Origin of the sequence: Streptomyces sp. 891-h (genome assembly GCF_022760275.1) — a bacterium.
GTDB classification, from domain to species: Bacteria; Actinomycetota; Actinomycetes; order Streptomycetales; family Streptomycetaceae; genus Streptomyces; species Streptomyces spirodelae.
In genome coordinates this window covers 1,945,927-1,962,962 of sequence record NZ_CP050693.1, presented here as the reverse complement: position 1 = coordinate 1,962,962, position 17,036 = coordinate 1,945,927, and the positions used below count along the sequence as shown (strand labels likewise).

The following is a 17,036-nucleotide window of genomic DNA, read 5'->3' as shown; positions in this document are numbered from 1 at the left end:
CTGTGAAGAAGACCAGGGGCGCTCGGCGGCCAGAACCCCGAGGAGTACGAGTGTCGTCTCTCGACGCCGCGACGAAGAAGCAGATCATCTCCGAGTTCGCCACCAAGGAGGGTGACACCGGCTCCCCCGAGGTCCAGGTGGCGCTGCTCTCCCGTCGCATCAGCGACCTGACCGAGCACCTGAAGACCCACAAGCACGACCACCACTCGCGCCGTGGTCTGCTGCTGCTGGTCGGCCAGCGTCGCCGCCTGCTGCAGTACCTCGCCAAGAAGGACATCCAGCGCTTCCGTGCGCTGGTCGAGCGCCTCGGCATCCGCCGCGGCGCGGCGGGCGCCCGCTAGTACGTGACGAAGGGAGCGGTTCCCGGACCCGGGAACCGCTCCCTTCGCCGTATCGCAGTACGGCCGCTCGCCACATCGCAGTACGACAGCCTCTCGCGGACCGTCGAAGCTTTGTAGTCTTGTCACGCGAGACAAAGTCGTAGGACAGCACAGACAGCATGAGGAAGGAGCGCGCCCGAGACGCCGGTCCTCGGTAGTGGCCCCCGGACCCGTGGAGACCCCGCGGAGGCACCGGGAGCTTCGATCGAAGACCGGCCCGCACCGGGAGCGCTCCGCCAGTACACAGTCCGCCGCAGACGAGCAGCGGACGCAGACGAGGAGATATTCCTGGTGGAGAACGAGACCCACTACGCCGAGGCCGTCATCGACAACGGCCCCTTCGGCACCCGTACCATCCGCTTCGAGACCGGCCGCCTGGCCAAGCAGGCCGCCGGTTCGGCCGTGGCCTACCTGGACGACGACACCATGGTGCTGTCGGCCACCACCGCCTCGAAGCAGCCCAAGGACCAGCTGGACTTCTTCCCCCTGACTGTCGACGTCGAGGAGCGGATGTACTCGGCCGGCAAGATCCCCGGCTCCTTCTTCCGGCGTGAGGGCCGCCCGTCCGAGGACGCGATCCTCACCTGCCGCCTGATCGACCGCCCGCTGCGCCCCTCCTTCAAGAAGGGCCTGCGCAACGAGATCCAGATCGTCGAGACGATCATGGCGCTCAACCCCGACCACCTCTACGACGTGGTCGCCATCAACGCCGCCTCCTGCTCAACGCAGCTGGCCGGCCTGCCCTTCTCCGGCCCGATCGGCGGCACCCGCGTCGCCCTGATCAAGGGCCAGTGGGTCGCCTTCCCGACCCACACCGAGCTGGAGGAGGCCGTCTTCGACATGGTCGTCGCCGGCCGTGTGCTGCCCGACGGCGACGTGGCCGTGATGATGGTCGAGGCCGAGGCCACCGAGAAGACCATCGAGCTGGTCAAGGGCGGCGCCGAGGCACCGACCGAGGAGGTGGTGGCCGCCGGTCTGGAGGCCGCCAAGCCCTTCATCAAGGTGCTGTGCAAGGCACAGGCCGACCTCGCAGCGAAGGCCGCCAAGCCCACCGGCGAGTTCCCGATCTTCCTCGACTACCAGGACGACGTCCTGGAGGCGCTCACCGAGGCCGTCCGCGACGAGCTCGCCCAGGCGCTGACCATCGGGGGCAAGCAGGAGCGCGAGAGCGAGCTGGACCGCGTCAAGGCGCTCGCCGCCGAGAAGCTGCTCCCGCAGTTCGAAGGCCGCGAGAAGGAGATCTCCGCCGCCTACCGCGCGCTGACCAAGAACCTGGTGCGCGAGCGCGTCATCAAGGAGAAGAAGCGCATCGACGGCCGCGGCGTCACGGACATCCGTACGCTGGCCGCCGAGGTCGAGGCCATCCCGCGGGTGCACGGCTCGGCGCTGTTCGAGCGCGGCGAGACCCAGATCCTGGGCGTCACCACGCTCAACATGCTCCGCATGGAGCAGCAGCTGGACACCCTCTCGCCGGTGACCCGCAAGCGCTACATGCACAACTACAACTTCCCGCCCTACTCCACCGGTGAGACGGGCCGCGTCGGCTCGCCCAAGCGCCGCGAGATCGGCCACGGCGCGCTCGCCGAGCGCGCCCTGGTGCCGGTGCTGCCGACCCGCGAGGAGTTCCCGTACGCGATCCGGCAGGTCTCCGAGGCGCTGGGCTCCAACGGCTCGACGTCCATGGGCTCGGTCTGCGCGTCCACGATGTCGCTGCTGAACGCCGGTGTGCCGCTCAAGGCCCCGGTCGCCGGTATCGCCATGGGCCTGATCTCCCAGGAGATCGAGGGCGAGACCCACTATGTGACGCTGACCGACATCCTCGGCGCCGAGGACGCGTTCGGCGACATGGACTTCAAGGTCGCCGGCACCAAGGAGTTCGTCACCGCGCTCCAGCTCGACACCAAGCTGGACGGCATCCCGGCCTCCGTGCTGGCCGCGGCCCTCAAGCAGGCCCGCGACGCCCGGCTGCACATCCTCGATGTGATGACCGAGGCCATCGACGTCCCGGACGAGATGTCCCCGAACGCGCCGCGGATCATCACCGTGAAGATCCCGGTGGACAAGATCGGTGAGGTCATCGGCCCCAAGGGCAAGATGATCAACCAGATCCAGGAGGACACCGGCGCCGACATCACCATCGAGGACGACGGCACCATCTACATCGGTGCCGCCGACGGCCCGGCTGCCGAGGCGGCGCGCGCCACCATCAACGGCATCGCCAACCCGACGATGCCCGAGGTGGGCGAGCGCTACCTGGGCACCGTCGTCAAGACGACCACCTTCGGCGCCTTCGTCTCGCTGCTGCCCGGCAAGGACGGTCTGCTGCACATCTCGCAGATCCGCAAGCTGGCCGGCGGCAAGCGCGTGGAGAACGTCGAGGACGTCCTGGGCGTCGGCCAGAAGGTCCAGGTCGAGATCGCCGAGATCGACCAGCGCGGCAAGCTGTCCCTGATCCCGGTCCTCGACGAGGCCGAGTCCGACAGCGGCTCCGCCGCCGAGGGCGCCGAGGCGTCCGAGTCCACCGGAACCGAGGACGAGACCGCGAAGTGACGCGTACGTTCCGCACGACGGCCCGCCCCGCCATCCCGGCAGGGCGGGCCGTCGCCCGTACCAAGACCACGGCGAAGACCCGCACCCGGACCCTGATCCCCGGGCAGAACGGCGCGGGAACCGTCCGCAAGAGCGTGCTCCCCGGCGGGCTCCGGGTGATCACCGAAACGCTGCCGACCGTCCGCTCGGCCACCTTCGGCATCTGGGCACACGTCGGCTCCCGCGACGAGACGCGGGCGCTCAGCGGTGCCACGCACTACCTGGAGCACCTGCTCTTCAAGGGCACCGAGCGGCGCAGCGCGCTGGAGATCTCGGCGGCGCTGGACGCGGTGGGCGGCGAGATGAACGCCTTCACCACCAAGGAGTTCACCTGCTACTACGCGCGGGTTCTGGACGCCGACCTGCCGCTGGCCATCGACGTGGTCTCCGACATGCTCACCAGCTCCGTCATCGACCCGGCCGAGGTCGAGTCCGAGCGCGGCGTGATCCTCGAAGAGATCGCGATGACGGAGGACGACGCGGGCGACTGCGTCCACGACCTGTTCGCGCACACCATGTTCGGCGACACCCCGCTGGGCCGCCCTGTCCTGGGCACCGTGGACAGCGTCAACGCCCTCACCCGCGACCAGGTGGCCCGCTTCTACCGAAAGCACTACGACCCCACCCGGCTGGTGGTCGCCGCCGCCGGAAACCTCTCGCACGAGAAGGTCGTCAGGCAGGTGCGGGCCGCGTTCGACCGTGCCGGAGCCCTCGACCGCACGGCCGGCGCCGATCCGGTCGGCCCCAGGTCCGGCAGCCGGACCCTGCGCGGCGGCGGCCGCGTCGACTTCCTGGACCGGCCGACCGAACAGGCCCACCTGGTGCTCGGCATGCCCGGCGTCTCCCGCCACGACGAGCGCCGCTGGCCGCTCGCCGTGCTCAGCTCGGCGCTCGGCGGCGGTATGAGCTCCCGGCTCTTCCAGGAGATCCGCGAACGGCGCGGCCTGGCCTACAGCACCTACGCGTACACCTCCGGCTACGCCGACTGCGGCCTCTTCAGCGTCTATGTGGGCTGCCGCCCCAGCCAGGTGCCCGACGTGCTCAAGATCTGCCGTGAGGAGCTCGACAGCGTCGCACAGCACGGGCTGAGCGACGACGAGGTACGTCACGCCATCGGCCAGCTCTCCGGCTCCACGGTGCTCGGCCTGGAGGACACCGGTGCGCTGATGCACCGCGTCGGCAAGAGCGAGCTGTGCTGGGGCGAGCAGATGTCCACCGACGACATGCTCGGCAAGATCGCCGCCGTCACCCCGGAGGACGTCCGCGAGGTCGCCCGCCAGGTGCTGGACCGGCGCCCCTCGCTGGCGGCCATCGGGCGGCTCACCGACCGCCAGACGGCCCTCCTGCACGAGGCCGTGGCCTGAGTCCAGAGTCCTGAGCCGGAGCCGGATGTCCCCGGCCTCTCCCCCTCTCACACGTAAGGAACGAGCACAATGAGCAAGCTGCGGGTAGCCGTCCTCGGTGCCAAGGGCCGGATGGGCTCCGAGGCCGTACGCGCCGTCGAGGGCGCCGACGACATGGAGCTGGTCGCGGCCCTCGGCAGCGGTGACCCGCTCAGCGCGCTGACCGAGGCGGGCACCCAGGTCGCCGTCGACCTGACCCGCCCGGACGCCGTCATGGGCAACCTGGAGTTCTGCCTGGCCCACGGCATCCACGCCGTCGTCGGCACCACCGGCTGGACCGACGAGCGGCTGGCGACCGTACGCGCCCAGCTCGCCGAGTCGCCCGGCACCGGAGTGCTCATCGCCCCGAACTTCGGCATCGGAGCCGTGCTGACGATGCGCTTCGCGCAGCAGGCGGCCCGCTTCTTCGAGTCCGTCGAGGTCGTCGAGCTGCACCACCCCGGTAAGGCCGACGCGCCCAGCGGCACGGCTGTGCGCACCGCCCAGGTCGTCGCCGAGGCCCGCGAGGCCGCCGGTCTGCCGGCGCAGCCCGACGCGACCACCACCTCGCTGGAGGGCGCACGGGGCGCCGACGTCGACGGGGTGCCCGTGCACGCGGTGCGGCTGCGCGGCCTGGTCGCGCACCAGGAGGTCCTGTTCGGCGACGAGGCCGAGACGCTCACCATCCGGCACGACTCCCTGCACCGCAGCTCGTTCATGCCGGGCGTGCTGCTGGGCGTACGGAAGGTGCCTTCGACCCCGGGGCTCACCTTCGGGCTCGAGCACTTCCTCGACCTGGACTGACCGGACGACGGAGCACAGCAGCATGCGCGCGAAGATCACCTACTTCCTCCTGGCCGCCGTCCTGGTCGTGTACTTCGTCCTGGTCGGCAGCCGGGGCGTGCTGCTGATCGAACAGGGCACAGCCGTCACCGTCGCCTTCGGTGTCGCCGTACTGGTGCTGCCGCTGATCGGCGCCTGGTTCCTGTGGCACACCACGCGCTTCGCCCGGCGAGCCGGTCGGCTCGCCAGGCAGTTGGAGGCAGAGGGCGGGCTGCCGGTCGACGAACTCGAACGCACGCCGTCGGGCCGTATCGACCGTGCTTCCGCGGATGCGGTGTTCGCGCGGCGCCGAGTCGAGGCGGAGCAGAACCCTGACGACTGGCGCTCCTGGTTCCGGCTCGCCGTTGCTTACCACGACGCCCGCGATACGCCGCGGGCGAGGAAGGCGATGCAGCACGCCATCGCTCTGCATGAGGCCGCCGCCCGCCACCGGTGAGGTGGTGCTCCTGAGGGGGTGCCCCTCTGCGCTTGGGCAGTCTGCGCCAGGGGCGCAGGGTGGGCAAGCGCAGCCGCCCAGGCGGGGCACGCGAACGTCACCCGCCCGTACGGGACTCCGCCGCCCAGGCCTCAATCACGTCGGCCGCCCGGTCAAATGCGCGCTGCCGGGACAGAAAGTCGGCATTGTGGCTGGTCAGCAGCGCCCGCTCGGAGCCGCCCGGCACCGTGGCAACCAGCGCCTGCCCCTGCACCGTACGCGGCAGCCCCAGCCACCGCACCGGCCGCTGCACCGTACGCACCGCCGCCACCTCGCTCCAGCGCAGTGTCGCTGTACGCAGCAACCCCACCTGCCGCAGTCCGTGGGAGCTGACCCACACACCGCAGCGCAGCAGCCGCACCGCGAGTACGACCAGCAGTACGCCGCAGCCCGCGCATATCGCGCCGCTCGGCAGCCCGCCGGCCAGGGTGATGATCAGTGCGGAGAAGAGCACATAGGAGGAGAGCAGCAGCAGAAGCGCGCCGCTGCCCACTCGCCAGGGGCCCGGTCGGTAGGGGCGTCGCCACAGATCGCGGTCGGCCTCGGCGAGGGTTACCGACTGGGCCGCGAGTACGCGGTCTTCACGGTCGGCTGTCAGAAAGGGCAGGGGCACGGCAGGGTCCTCGCTCGGTCACGACAGGCTGGGCCCACGGCTGCTCGCCGCAGCGTGTGAGTGGTGTGAGCGGTGACATTAGCGAGACCTGACGGACCCGGCCACCCCCGGGTGCGTTCCCGGGGGTGGCCGTGGGGTCATCGGCCCTCGGCCGCTGCCGGAGGCTGGTGCGAGGGCGTTTCGTGGTCGCTGAGCGCCGGCAGACCGAGCAGCACCGAGCCCACGAGCCCGGCGACGACGGTCAGCCCCACCAGGGCGCTGCCCGCGACCTCGCGGAAGCTGCGGCGGGCAGGGGGCGGCGGGGTGACATTGCTGCGGAACCGGTCGGCCTCGGCTATGAAGGCGAACGGGACGGACTCTCCGCGGCGGGACATGAAGGTGCGCTCCTGCAGTGATCGTTCTGGGTCGGTTATGGCTCTGCGTTGGTTATGAGGTGAACGTCCGGGTCGGCGTCCGAGTGCCCGCAACCGCCGGACCACATGTGAAAAATATCAACCGGGACGCAGAGGTATGTAACCGGGGTCGCGTTTCTTCGTCCTCGGACTCGTTTGTCCGCAAAAACATGGGCAAAACAGGCTACTCGCTCCGCTGTCAGCGCCTCCCCTTAGGCTGGCCCCGCTCAGCCAGACGTACGTGGAAGGACCAGCCGGTGACCGAAACCCCCGCCCCACCCGCCCCCAGTTTCCGCAGCGACATGACCGTCGAGCTGGTCAAGCACAGCGCTTCCGACACCGATGTGCTCTGGGCGGCCCGGGTCTCCACCGCGGGCGAGCAGTCCCTGGACGAGCTGAACAAGGACCCGGAACGCTCCAAGGGCTTGATCAACTATCTGATGCGGGACCGGCACGGCAGCCCCTTCGAGCACAACTCGATGACCTTCTTCATCAGCGCCCCCCTCTTCGTCTTCCGGGAGTTCCACCGTCACCGTGTCGGGTGGTGTCTGGCTGGTGACACAGAGATCACACTGGAGAGCGAAGCGGGGAACCTCCGGCGCAAGACGATCAAGGACTTGTACCAGCAATGGCACCACGGTGTGGAGGACCAGCTCCCTTGGTCCGCAGGGGGAGTGACCTGGCACACCAAGGCGGGCAAGTGGATGGCCCAGGTAAGGCGCCAGGGCGCTTGTCACTACCTCGGTCTCCACGAGAGCCGGGAGGCCGCCGAGAGCGCGGTACTGGAGTTCCGGGAGCAGCACCCGACCACCCGGTTGCCAAGGCTCGGCTCGGTGCGCCGCAACCACGTGCGGTGCTACGACGAGGAGACGCTCACCGCCCAGCGCGCTCGGATCGTCGACGTGATCGAGTCCGGGGTGAAGCGGCTGATCAGGATCACGACTGCTTCAGGCCGCGAGCTGCGTTGTTCGGTCGATCACGCGGTCTTCACCCCTGAGGGGTGGCGCAAGGCCGGTGAGCTCGCGGTGGGAGACGCCGTGATGGCCGCCGGCACGGCGGCGCGGCCGAGTGAACGGCTCGTACCGCCGAGTCTGCGCCGGGGCATCGGCGTGTGGACCTCGATGCAGCGTGAGCGTCTCATCGCCGAGCAGGATTCCTGCCATCTCTGCTCGCGTCAGTTCGCCCGGCAGGACCTCGCCCTCGACCACGTCATTCCTGTGGCGGACGACCTGTCGCGCGCTTTGGACGAAAGCAATCTCGCCCCCGCCTGCGCTGACTGCCATGCGACCAAGAGTGCGGGGGAGCAGGCGCGGGCGAAACGAGGCGGCAAGGTGGCGGTGGCCCGCCCGGACGAGATCGTCGCGGTGATCGAAGACGGTGAGGAGATGACCTACGACCTGTCGGTCGAGGGCCCCTGGCACAACTTCCTCGCGAACGGAATCGTCGTCCACAACTCGTACAACGAGGAGTCGGGCCGTTACCGGCAGCTCCAGCCGGTCTTCTACATCCCCGACGCGTCCCGCAAGCTCGTCCAGCAGGGCCGCCCCGGCAAGTACGAGTTCGTCGCCGGCACCGCGGAGCAGCACGAGCTGACCAGCCGCTCCATGGCCGAGGTCTACCGGAAGGCGTACGAGACGTACGAGGAGATGCTGGCGGCCGGCGTGGCCCGCGAGGTCGCCCGCGCGGTCCTGCCGGTGGGGCTCTACTCGTCGATGTACGCCACCTGCAACGCTCGCTCGCTGATGCACTTCCTCGGCCTGCGCACCCAGCACGAGCAGGCCAAGGTGCCCAGCTTCCCGCAGCGCGAGATCGAGATGGTGGGGGAGCTGATGGAGGAGCAGTGGGCCAAGCTGATGCCGCTGACCTATGCCGCGTTCAACGCCAACGGCCGCGTCGCACCCTGACCGCTGCCCGGTGCGAACCGTGCCGCACCCCTACCCGCCGGTCGGCGGGGTGTGAGAGGTGTCCGTATTGCACCCTTTGAAGAAGTTCATCTAGGGTGATTGTGCGGTCCCGGCACTGCCTGAACCCCCGAGCAGGCAGTGCCGGGGCCCCTCCGCACTCCCCACTCAGCGCCGGACCCCAGCCACCTCCCCGTCGCCTCCCCGCCGATTTCCCGGCGGATCTCCGCCCTATCGGCAGCCCCGAGGGAGCGTCGCGGGGTGCGCTGCGAGTAGCGTGGACCCTATGGCTCCGACCTCCACACCGCAGACGCCCTTCGGGCGGGTCCTGACCGCGATGGTCACGCCGTTCACCGCGGACGGCGCGCTCGACCTCGACGGCGCGCAGCAGCTCGCCGCCCACCTGGTGGACGCCGGCAACGACGGCCTTGTCGTCAACGGCACCACCGGTGAGTCCCCGACCACCACCGATGCGGAGAAAGCCCAGCTGGTCAAGGCGGTCGTGGAGGCCGTGGGAGACCGGGCCCATGTGGTGGCCGGAGCCGGCACCAACGACACCGCACACAGCCTCGAGCTGGCCCGCGCCGCCGAGAAGGCAGGCGCACACGGCCTCCTGGCCGTGACCCCGTACTACAGCAAGCCCCCGCAGGAGGGCCTCTACCAGCACTTCACGGCCATCGCCGACGCCACGGACCTCCCGGTGATGCTCTACGACATCCCCGGCCGCAGCGGTGTGCCCATCAACACCGAGACCTTCGTCCGGCTCGCCGAGCACCCCCGCATCGTCGCGAACAAGGACGCCAAGGGCGACCTCGGCCGCGCGAGCTGGGCCGTCGCCACCAGCGGCCTCGCCTGGTACAGCGGTGACGACATGCTCAACCTCCCGCTGCTGTCCGTGGGCGCCGTCGGCTTCGTCTCCGTGGTCGGCCACGTCGTCACCCCGGAGCTGCGCGCTCTGCTGGAGGCCCACCTGAGCGGCGATGTCGCCAAGGCGACCGAGATCCACCAGAAGCTGCTCCCGGTCTTCACCGGAATGTTCCGCACCCAGGGCGTCATCACCACCAAGGCAGCGCTCGCCCGTCTGGGCCTTCCCGCGGGACCGCTGCGCCTGCCGCTGGTCGAGCTCTCCCCCGAGGAGCTGGAACAGCTCAAGCACGATCTCGCTCACGGCGGGGTACATCTGTAGATCTCAGACTTCACAACTGCATACCGCCGGACAACGGCAGCAGTGCACAACCGTGCATGACCCAGCAGAACCAGCACGACACGTACGTACGAAACGTGCGTCCGCGTGCGCATCATGAATATCGCGCGCCACGTGCCCAGGCGGGTGCGTGGCGCGCGTGGTAAGGAGAGTCTTTTGAGTCATCCGCATCCCGAGCTTGGCCCACCGCCAAAGCTCCCCGAGGGCGGCCTACGGGTCACCCCGCTGGGAGGCCTCGGCGAGATCGGCCGCAACATGACCGTCTTCGAGTACGGTGGCAGGCTTCTGATCGTCGACTGCGGTGTCCTCTTCCCGGAGGAGGAACAGCCGGGCATCGACCTCATCCTCCCCGACTTCACCAGTCTGAGGGACCGCCTCGACGACATCGACGGCATCGTCCTCACCCACGGTCACGAGGACCACATCGGCGGCATCCCCTATCTGCTGCGGGAGAAGGCCGACATCCCGCTGATCGGCTCCAAGCTGACCCTCGCCCTGATCGAGGCAAAGCTCCAGGAGCACCGCATCCGGCCCTACACCCTCGAGGTGGAAGAGGGACACCGGGAACGCATCGGCCCCTTCGACTGCGAGTTCCTCGCGGTCAACCACTCCATCCCCGACGCCCTCGCCGTCGCGATCCGCACCCCGGCCGGCATGGTCGTCCACACCGGCGACTTCAAGATGGACCAGCTGCCGATGGACGGCCGGCTCACCGACCTGCGGGCCTTCGCACGCCTCGGTGAAGAGGGCATCGACCTGCTGCTCAGCGACTCGACCAACGCCGAGGTGCCCGGCTTCGTGCCGCCCGAGCGCGAGATCTCCTCGGTGCTGCGCCAGGTGTTCGCCAGCGCCCAGAAGCGGATCATCGTGGCCAGCTTCGCCAGCCATGTGCACCGCATCCAGCAGATCCTCGACGCCGCACACGAGCACGGCCGCCGGGTCGCCTTCGTGGGCCGCTCCATGGTCCGCAACATGGGCATCGCCCGCGACCTCGGCTACCTCCAGGTCCCGGCCGGCCTCGTCGTCGACGTCAAGACGCTCGACGACCTTCCGGACGACGAAGTCGTGCTGGTCTGCACCGGCTCCCAGGGCGAGCCCATGGCCGCCCTCTCCCGGATGGCCAACCGAGACCACCAGATCCGCATCGTGCAGGGCGACACGGTGATCCTGGCCTCGTCCCTCATCCCGGGCAACGAGAACGCCGTCTACCGCGTGATCAACGGGCTGACCCGCTGGGGCGCCAACGTGGTGCACAAGGGCAACGCCAAGGTGCACGTCTCCGGCCACGCCTCGGCGGGCGAGCTGCTGTACTTCTACAACATCTGTCAGCCGCGCAACCTGATGCCCGTCCACGGCGAATGGCGCCATCTGCGTGCCAACGCCGAACTGGGCGCGGCGACCGGCGTGCCCCACGACCGCATCGTGATCGCCGAGGACGGCGTCGTGGTCGATCTGGTCGACGGCAAGGCCAAGATCAGCGGCAAGGTCCAGGCCGGTTATGTGTACGTCGACGGTCTCTCGGTCGGCGACGTCACCGAGTCCTCCCTCAAGGACCGGCGCATCCTCGGCGACGAGGGGATCATCTCGATCTTCGTCGTGGTCGACAGCACCACCGGCAAGATCGTGGGCGGCCCCCACCTCCAGTCCCGTGGCTCGGGCATCGACGAGTCCGACTTCGCCGCGGTCATCCCGAAGCTCGACGAGGCCCTCGCCAAGTCGGCGCAGGACGGCGTCGCCGAGACGCACCAGCTCCAGCAGCTGGTGCGCCGTACGGTCGGCAAGTGGGTCTCCGACACCTACCGCCGACGTCCGATGATCCTCCCCGTGGTCGTAGAGGTCTGACGCCCCGTCGGCCCCAACACCTGCGTACGTTCGTGCGGGTGTTCGGGCCCATGGGTGGGCGGGGCGCCTCGATTTGCCTCCGGGCGCCCCGCTCAAGTACGTTTACATCTCCACCGCATCGGGAACCCGGAGCCGCCACGGCCCGGGGAAGGCCGATGGACAGGAATCCGAAATCGACTCGGAAACGAGCCGGAAAAAGATTCTGGTAAGGTTGGAGACACCGAAAGGGCAAACGTCCGGAGAGACCGGTGAAACGGTTTCGAAGTAAGCGTCCGTTCCTTGAGAACTCAACAGCGTGCCAAAAGTCAACGCCAGATATGTTGATACCCCGGCCCATCCTTCAGTGGTGGGTTGAGGTTCCTTTGGAAAATTAACAGCGAGGACGCTGTGAACCGTGGGGATTATTCCTCCCCTGGTTCCGCTCTTCCGCGAAGCGATAAGCATTCACGGAGAGTTTGATCCTGGCTCAGGACGAACGCTGGCGGCGTGCTTAACACATGCAAGTCGAACGATGAAGCCGCTTCGGTGGTGGATTAGTGGCGAACGGGTGAGTAACACGTGGGCAATCTGCCCTGCACTTCGGGACAAGCCCTGGAAACGGGGTCTAATACCGGATATGACCACCGGCCGCATGGTCTGGTGGTGGAAAGCTCCGGCGGTGCAGGATGAGCCCGCGGCCTATCAGCTTGTTGGTGGGGTGATGGCCTACCAAGGCGACGACGGGTAGCCGGCCTGAGAGGGCGACCGGCCACACTGGGACTGAGACACGGCCCAGACTCCTACGGGAGGCAGCAGTGGGGAATATTGCACAATGGGCGCAAGCCTGATGCAGCGACGCCGCGTGAGGGATGACGGCCTTCGGGTTGTAAACCTCTTTCAGCAGGGAAGAAGCGCAAGTGACGGTACCTGCAGAAGAAGCACCGGCTAACTACGTGCCAGCAGCCGCGGTAATACGTAGGGTGCGAGCGTTGTCCGGAATTATTGGGCGTAAAGAGCTCGTAGGCGGCTTGTCGCGTCGGATGTGAAAGCCCGGGGCTTAACCCCGGGTCTGCATTCGATACGGGCAGGCTGGAGTTCGGCAGGGGAGATTGGAATTCCTGGTGTAGCGGTGAAATGCGCAGATATCAGGAGGAACACCGGTGGCGAAGGCGGATCTCTGGGCCGATACTGACGCTGAGGAGCGAAAGCGTGGGGAGCGAACAGGATTAGATACCCTGGTAGTCCACGCCGTAAACGTTGGGCACTAGGTGTGGGCGGCATTCCACGTCGTCCGTGCCGCAGCTAACGCATTAAGTGCCCCGCCTGGGGAGTACGGCCGCAAGGCTAAAACTCAAAGGAATTGACGGGGGCCCGCACAAGCGGCGGAGCATGTGGCTTAATTCGACGCAACGCGAAGAACCTTACCAAGGCTTGACATACACCGGAAAGCGCTGGAGACAGTGCCCCCCTTTGGGTCGGTGTACAGGTGGTGCATGGCTGTCGTCAGCTCGTGTCGTGAGATGTTGGGTTAAGTCCCGCAACGAGCGCAACCCTTGTCCTGTGTTGCCAGCAACACCTTCGGGTGGTTGGGGACTCACGGGAGACTGCCGGGGTCAACTCGGAGGAAGGTGGGGACGACGTCAAGTCATCATGCCCCTTATGTCTTGGGCTGCACACGTGCTACAATGGCCGGTACAATGAGCTGCGATGCCGTGAGGTGGAGCGAATCTCAAAAAGCCGGTCTCAGTTCGGATTGGGGTCTGCAACTCGACCCCATGAAGTCGGAGTCGCTAGTAATCGCAGATCAGCATTGCTGCGGTGAATACGTTCCCGGGCCTTGTACACACCGCCCGTCACGTCACGAAAGTCGGTAACACCCGAAGCCGGTGGCCCAACCCCCTTTGTGGGGAGGGAATCGTCGAAGGTGGGACTGGCGATTGGGACGAAGTCGTAACAAGGTAGCCGTACCGGAAGGTGCGGCTGGATCACCTCCTTTCTAAGGAGCATCTTTGGCCGCTTCGGCGGTCCAGAGGCCCACTGCGTCAGCGAGTGTCTGACGGTGGGTTGCTCATGGGTGGAACGTTGACTATTCGGCACGGTCAGGGTGTCTGTTAGTACTGCTTCGGCGTGGAACGCAGGTGATCTGGTCGTGTCGGGCGCGCTGTTGGGTGTCTGAGGGTGCGGCCGTTGGTGGCTGTCCTTCTGCGCCGGTCCCAGTGAACTCAGCTTGTGTGGTTGGGGTGGTGGGTGGCTGGTTGTTGTTTGAGAACTGCACAGTGGACGCGAGCATCTGTGGCCAAGTTTTTAAGGGCGCACGGTGGATGCCTTGGCACCAGGAACCGATGAAGGACGTGGGAGGCCGCGATAGGCCCCGGGGAGCTGTCAACCGAGCTGTGATCCGGGGGTGTCCGAATGGGGGAACCCGGCAGTCGTCATGGGCTGTCACCTGCCGCTGAATGTATAGGCGGTGTGGAGGGAACGCGGGGAAGTGAAACATCTCAGTACCCGTAGGAAGAGAAAACAACCGTGATTCCGGGAGTAGTGGTGAGCGAAACCGGAGGAGGCTAAACCGTATGTGTGTGATACCCGGCAGGGGTTGCGCATGCGGGGTTGTGGGACTGCGCTTCAGTCGTCTGCCGGCGGCTGGGTGAGTTAGAAACCGTGTGGATAGGCGAAGGGCATGCGAAAGGCCCGGCGTAGAGGGTAAGACCCCCGTAGCTGAAATCTGCACGGCTCGCTTGTGTTGTTCCCAAGTAGCATGGGGCCCGAGAAATCCTGTGTGAATCTGGCGGGACCACCCGTCAAGCCTAAATATTCCCTGGTGACCGATAGCGGATAGTACCGTGAGGGAATGGTGAAAAGTACCGCGGGAGCGGAGTGAAAGAGTACCTGAAACCGTGTGCCTACAAGCCGTGGGAGCGTCGCAGGCAGTGTTCGCACTGTCTGTCGTGACTGCGTGCCTTTTGAAGAATGAGCCTGCGAGTTTGCGGCATGTTGCGAGGTTAACCCGTGTGGGGGAGCCGTAGCGAAAGCGAGTCCGAAGAGGGCGTTTGAGTAGCGTGTTCAAGACCCGAAGCGGAGTGATCTAGCCATGGGCAGGGTGAAGCGGAGGTAAGACTTCGTGGAGGCCCGAACCCACCAGGGTTGAAAACCTGGGGGATGACCTGTGGTTAGGGGTGAAAGGCCAATCAAACTCCGTGATAGCTGGTTCTCCCCGAAATGCATTTAGGTGCAGCGTCGTGTGTTTCTTGCCGGAGGTAGAGCACTGGATAGGCGATGGGCCCTACCGGGTTACTGACCTTAGCCAAACTCCGAATGCCGGTAAGTGAGAGCGCGGCAGTGAGACTGTGGGGGATAAGCTCCATGGTCGAGAGGGAAACAGCCCAGAGCATCGACTAAGGCCCCTAAGCGTGTGCTAAGTGGGAAAGGATGTGGAGTCGCAGGGACAACCAGGAGGTTGGCTTAGAAGCAGCCATCCTTGAAAGAGTGCGTAATAGCTCACTGGTCAAGTGATTCCGCGCCGATAATGTAGCGGGGCTCAAGTACACCGCCGAAGTCGTGTCACTCACACAATAGCTCTAACGGGTGTGTGGGTGGGTAGGGGAGCGTCGTGTGCCGGGTGAAGCAGCCGTGGAAGCGAGTTGTGGATGGTTCACGAGTGAGAATGCAGGCATGAGTAGCGATACATGCGTGAGAAACGTGTGCGCCGATTGACTAAGGGTTCCTGGGTCAAGCTGATCTGCCCAGGGTAAGTCGGGACCTAAGGCGAGGCCGACAGGCGTAGTCGATGGAGAACCGGTTGATATTCCGGTACCCGCTATGCAGCGTCAAACATCGAATCAGGTGATGCTAAGTCCGTGAAGCCCCTTCTGCTCTTCGGAGTGGGAGTGTGGTGGAGCCGACGGTCCGAGCTTGTAGTAGGTGAGTGATGGGGTGACGCAGTGAGGTAGTCCAGCCCGGGCGATGGTTGTCCCGGGGTAAGGGTGTAGCCCGTCAGGTAGGTAAATCCGCCTGGCATAGGGGTGAGACCTGATGCCGAGCCGTTTGTGGTGAAGTGGGTGATCCTGTGCTGTCGAGAAAAGCCTCTAGCGAGTTGTGTGGCGGCCCGTACCCTAAACCGACTCAGGTGGTCTGGTAGAGAATACCGAGGCGTTCGGGTGAACTATGGTTAAGGAACTCGGCAAAATGCCCCCGTAACTTCGGGAGAAGGGGGGCCACGCCTGGTGATCCAACATGCTTGGTGAGCTGGGGGTGGCCGCAGAGACCAGCGAGAAGCGACTGTTTACTAAAAACACAGGTCCGTGCGAAGCCGTAAGGCGATGTATACGGACTGACGCCTGCCCGGTGCTGGAACGTTAAGGGGACCGGTTAGTCAGGATTCGTCCTGGTGAAGCTGAGAACTTAAGCGCCAGTAAACGGCGGTGGTAACTATAACCATCCTAAGGTAGCGAAATTCCTTGTCGGGTAAGTTCCGACCTGCACGAATGGCGTAACGACTTCTTGACTGTCTCAACCATAGGCCCGGTGAAATTGCAGTACGAGTAAAGATGCTCGTTTCGCGCAGCAGGACGGAAAGACCCCGGGACCTTTACTACAGCTTGATATTGGTGTTCGGTTCGGCTTGTGTAGGATAGGTGGGAGACTGTGAAGCGGGCACGCCAGTGTTCGTGGAGTCGTTGTTGAAATACCACTCTGGTCGTGCTGGATGTCTAACCTGGGTCCGTGATCCGGATCGGGGACAGTGTCTGGTGGGTAGTTTAACTGGGGCGGTTGCCTCCTAAAGGGTAACGGAGGCGCCCAAAGGTTCCCTCAGCCTGGTTGGTCATCAGGTGGTGAGTGTAAGTGCACAAGGGAGCTTGACTGTGAGACTGACGGGTCGAGCAGGGACGAAAGTCGGGACTAGTGATCCGGCGGTGGCTTGTGGAAGCGCCGTCGCTCAACGGATAAAAGGTACCCCGGGGATAACAGGCTGATCTTCCCCAAGAGTCCATATCGACGGGATGGTTTGGCACCTCGATGTCGGCTCGTCGCATCCTGGGGCTGGAGTCGGTCCCAAGGGTTGGGCTGTTCGCCCATTAAAGCGGTACGCGAGCTGGGTTTAGAACGTCGTGAGACAGTTCGGTCCCTATCCGCTGCGCGCGTAGGAGTCTTGAGAAGGGCTGTCCCTAGTACGAGAGGACCGGGACGGACGGACCTCTGGTGTGCCAGTTGTTCTGCCAAGGGCATGGCTGGTTGGCTACGTTCGGGAAGGATAACCGCTGAAAGCATCTAAGCGGGAAGCCTGCTTCGAGATGAGGACTCCCACCCCCTTGGAGGGGTTAAGGCTCCCTGGAGATGACGGGGTTGATAGGCCGGATCTGGAAGCCCAGTAATGGGTGGAGGTGACCGGTACTAATAGGCCGAGGGCTTGTCCATAGAGGCTCGCGTCCACTGTGT

10 protein-coding genes and 2 rRNA genes are annotated in these 17,036 nt (G+C 65.9%); 10 read left to right on the top strand and 2 right to left on the bottom strand.

All coding sequences use genetic code 11. The features are described from left to right. Positions 1 to 50: 50 nt before the first annotated feature. The 5 genes from rpsO to HC362_RS08220 all read left to right on the top strand — a co-directional run bounded on the left by rpsO (position 51) and on the right by HC362_RS08220 (position 5,630). Positions 51 to 341: a 30S ribosomal protein S15 gene (gene rpsO / locus HC362_RS08240; RefSeq protein WP_016470189.1), complete on the top strand. Its 291-nt coding sequence runs from the start codon at positions 51 to 53 to the stop codon at positions 339 to 341. 330 nt (positions 342 to 671) lie between these two features. Beyond that, positions 672 to 2,930 (top strand): polyribonucleotide nucleotidyltransferase, encoded by a 2,259-nt coding sequence (locus HC362_RS08235; protein ID WP_243083257.1) that lies wholly within the window; start codon positions 672 to 674, stop codon positions 2,928 to 2,930. After that, entirely contained in the window at positions 2,927 to 4,333 is a 1,407-nt protein-coding gene (locus HC362_RS08230) for a pitrilysin family protein (RefSeq protein WP_243083256.1), read from the top strand. The genes HC362_RS08235 and HC362_RS08230 overlap by 4 nt, the downstream gene beginning before the upstream one ends. Positions 4,334 to 4,402: 69 nt before the next feature. Then, positions 4,403 to 5,155, top strand: coding sequence for a 4-hydroxy-tetrahydrodipicolinate reductase (gene dapB / locus HC362_RS08225; RefSeq protein WP_243083255.1), 753 nt, complete (start codon positions 4,403 to 4,405; stop codon positions 5,153 to 5,155). A gap of 22 nt (positions 5,156 to 5,177) precedes the next feature. Beyond that, positions 5,178 to 5,630, top strand: coding sequence for a tetratricopeptide repeat protein (locus HC362_RS08220; RefSeq protein WP_243083254.1), 453 nt, complete (start codon positions 5,178 to 5,180; stop codon positions 5,628 to 5,630). 97 nt (positions 5,631 to 5,727) lie between these two features. Here the strand turns inward: HC362_RS08220 and HC362_RS08215 are convergent, their stop codons facing one another. Both HC362_RS08215 and HC362_RS08210 read right to left on the bottom strand, forming a co-directional pair. Further along, on the bottom strand, positions 5,728 to 6,282 hold the full coding sequence (locus HC362_RS08215) for a PH domain-containing protein (protein WP_243083253.1): 555 nt from the start codon (positions 6,280 to 6,282) through the stop codon (positions 5,728 to 5,730). A gap of 137 nt (positions 6,283 to 6,419) precedes the next feature. Then, complete coding sequence (locus tag HC362_RS08210) at positions 6,420 to 6,656, bottom strand: hypothetical protein (RefSeq protein ID WP_209268405.1); 237 nt, start codon at positions 6,654 to 6,656, stop codon at positions 6,420 to 6,422. A 275-nt stretch (positions 6,657 to 6,931) separates the two neighbouring features. Here HC362_RS08210 and thyX point away from each other — a divergent pair, with 275 nt between their 5' ends. The 5 genes from thyX to HC362_RS08180 all read left to right on the top strand — a co-directional run bounded on the left by thyX (position 6,932) and on the right by HC362_RS08180 (position 17,015). Continuing rightward, positions 6,932 to 8,578, top strand: coding sequence for an FAD-dependent thymidylate synthase (gene thyX, locus HC362_RS08200; RefSeq protein ID WP_347568424.1), 1,647 nt, complete (start codon positions 6,932 to 6,934; stop codon positions 8,576 to 8,578). 283 nt (positions 8,579 to 8,861) lie between these two features. After that, on the top strand, positions 8,862 to 9,761 hold the full coding sequence (dapA, locus tag HC362_RS08195; RefSeq protein WP_243083252.1) for a 4-hydroxy-tetrahydrodipicolinate synthase: 900 nt from the start codon (positions 8,862 to 8,864) through the stop codon (positions 9,759 to 9,761). A gap of 174 nt (positions 9,762 to 9,935) precedes the next feature. Then, a complete protein-coding gene (locus HC362_RS08190) occupies positions 9,936 to 11,621 on the top strand; it encodes a ribonuclease J (protein WP_243083251.1) in 1,686 nt (561 codons plus the stop codon). Positions 11,622 to 12,064: 443 nt separating this feature from the next. After that, positions 12,065 to 13,596: ribosomal RNA gene (locus tag HC362_RS08185) — 16S ribosomal RNA — on the top strand. Positions 13,597 to 13,894: 298 nt separating this feature from the next. Next, positions 13,895 to 17,015, top strand: a 23S ribosomal RNA gene (locus HC362_RS08180). Together the 16S and 23S rRNA genes form the textbook arrangement of a ribosomal RNA operon. Positions 17,016 to 17,036 lie beyond the last annotated feature (21 nt).

What these genes read in the sequence shown, in the direction of transcription:
- dapA (WP_243083252.1), top strand. Translation starts at nt 8,862, where the DNA reads ATGGCTCCGACCTCCACACCGCAGACGCCCTTCGGGCGGGTCCTGACC.
- dapB (WP_243083255.1), top strand. Translation starts at nt 4,403, where the DNA reads ATGAGCAAGCTGCGGGTAGCCGTCCTCGGTGCCAAGGGCCGGATGGGC.
- HC362_RS08210 (WP_209268405.1), bottom strand. Translation starts at nt 6,656, where the DNA reads ATGTCCCGCCGCGGAGAGTCCGTCCCGTTCGCCTTCATAGCCGAGGCC.
- HC362_RS08220 (WP_243083254.1), top strand. Translation starts at nt 5,178, where the DNA reads ATGCGCGCGAAGATCACCTACTTCCTCCTGGCCGCCGTCCTGGTCGTG.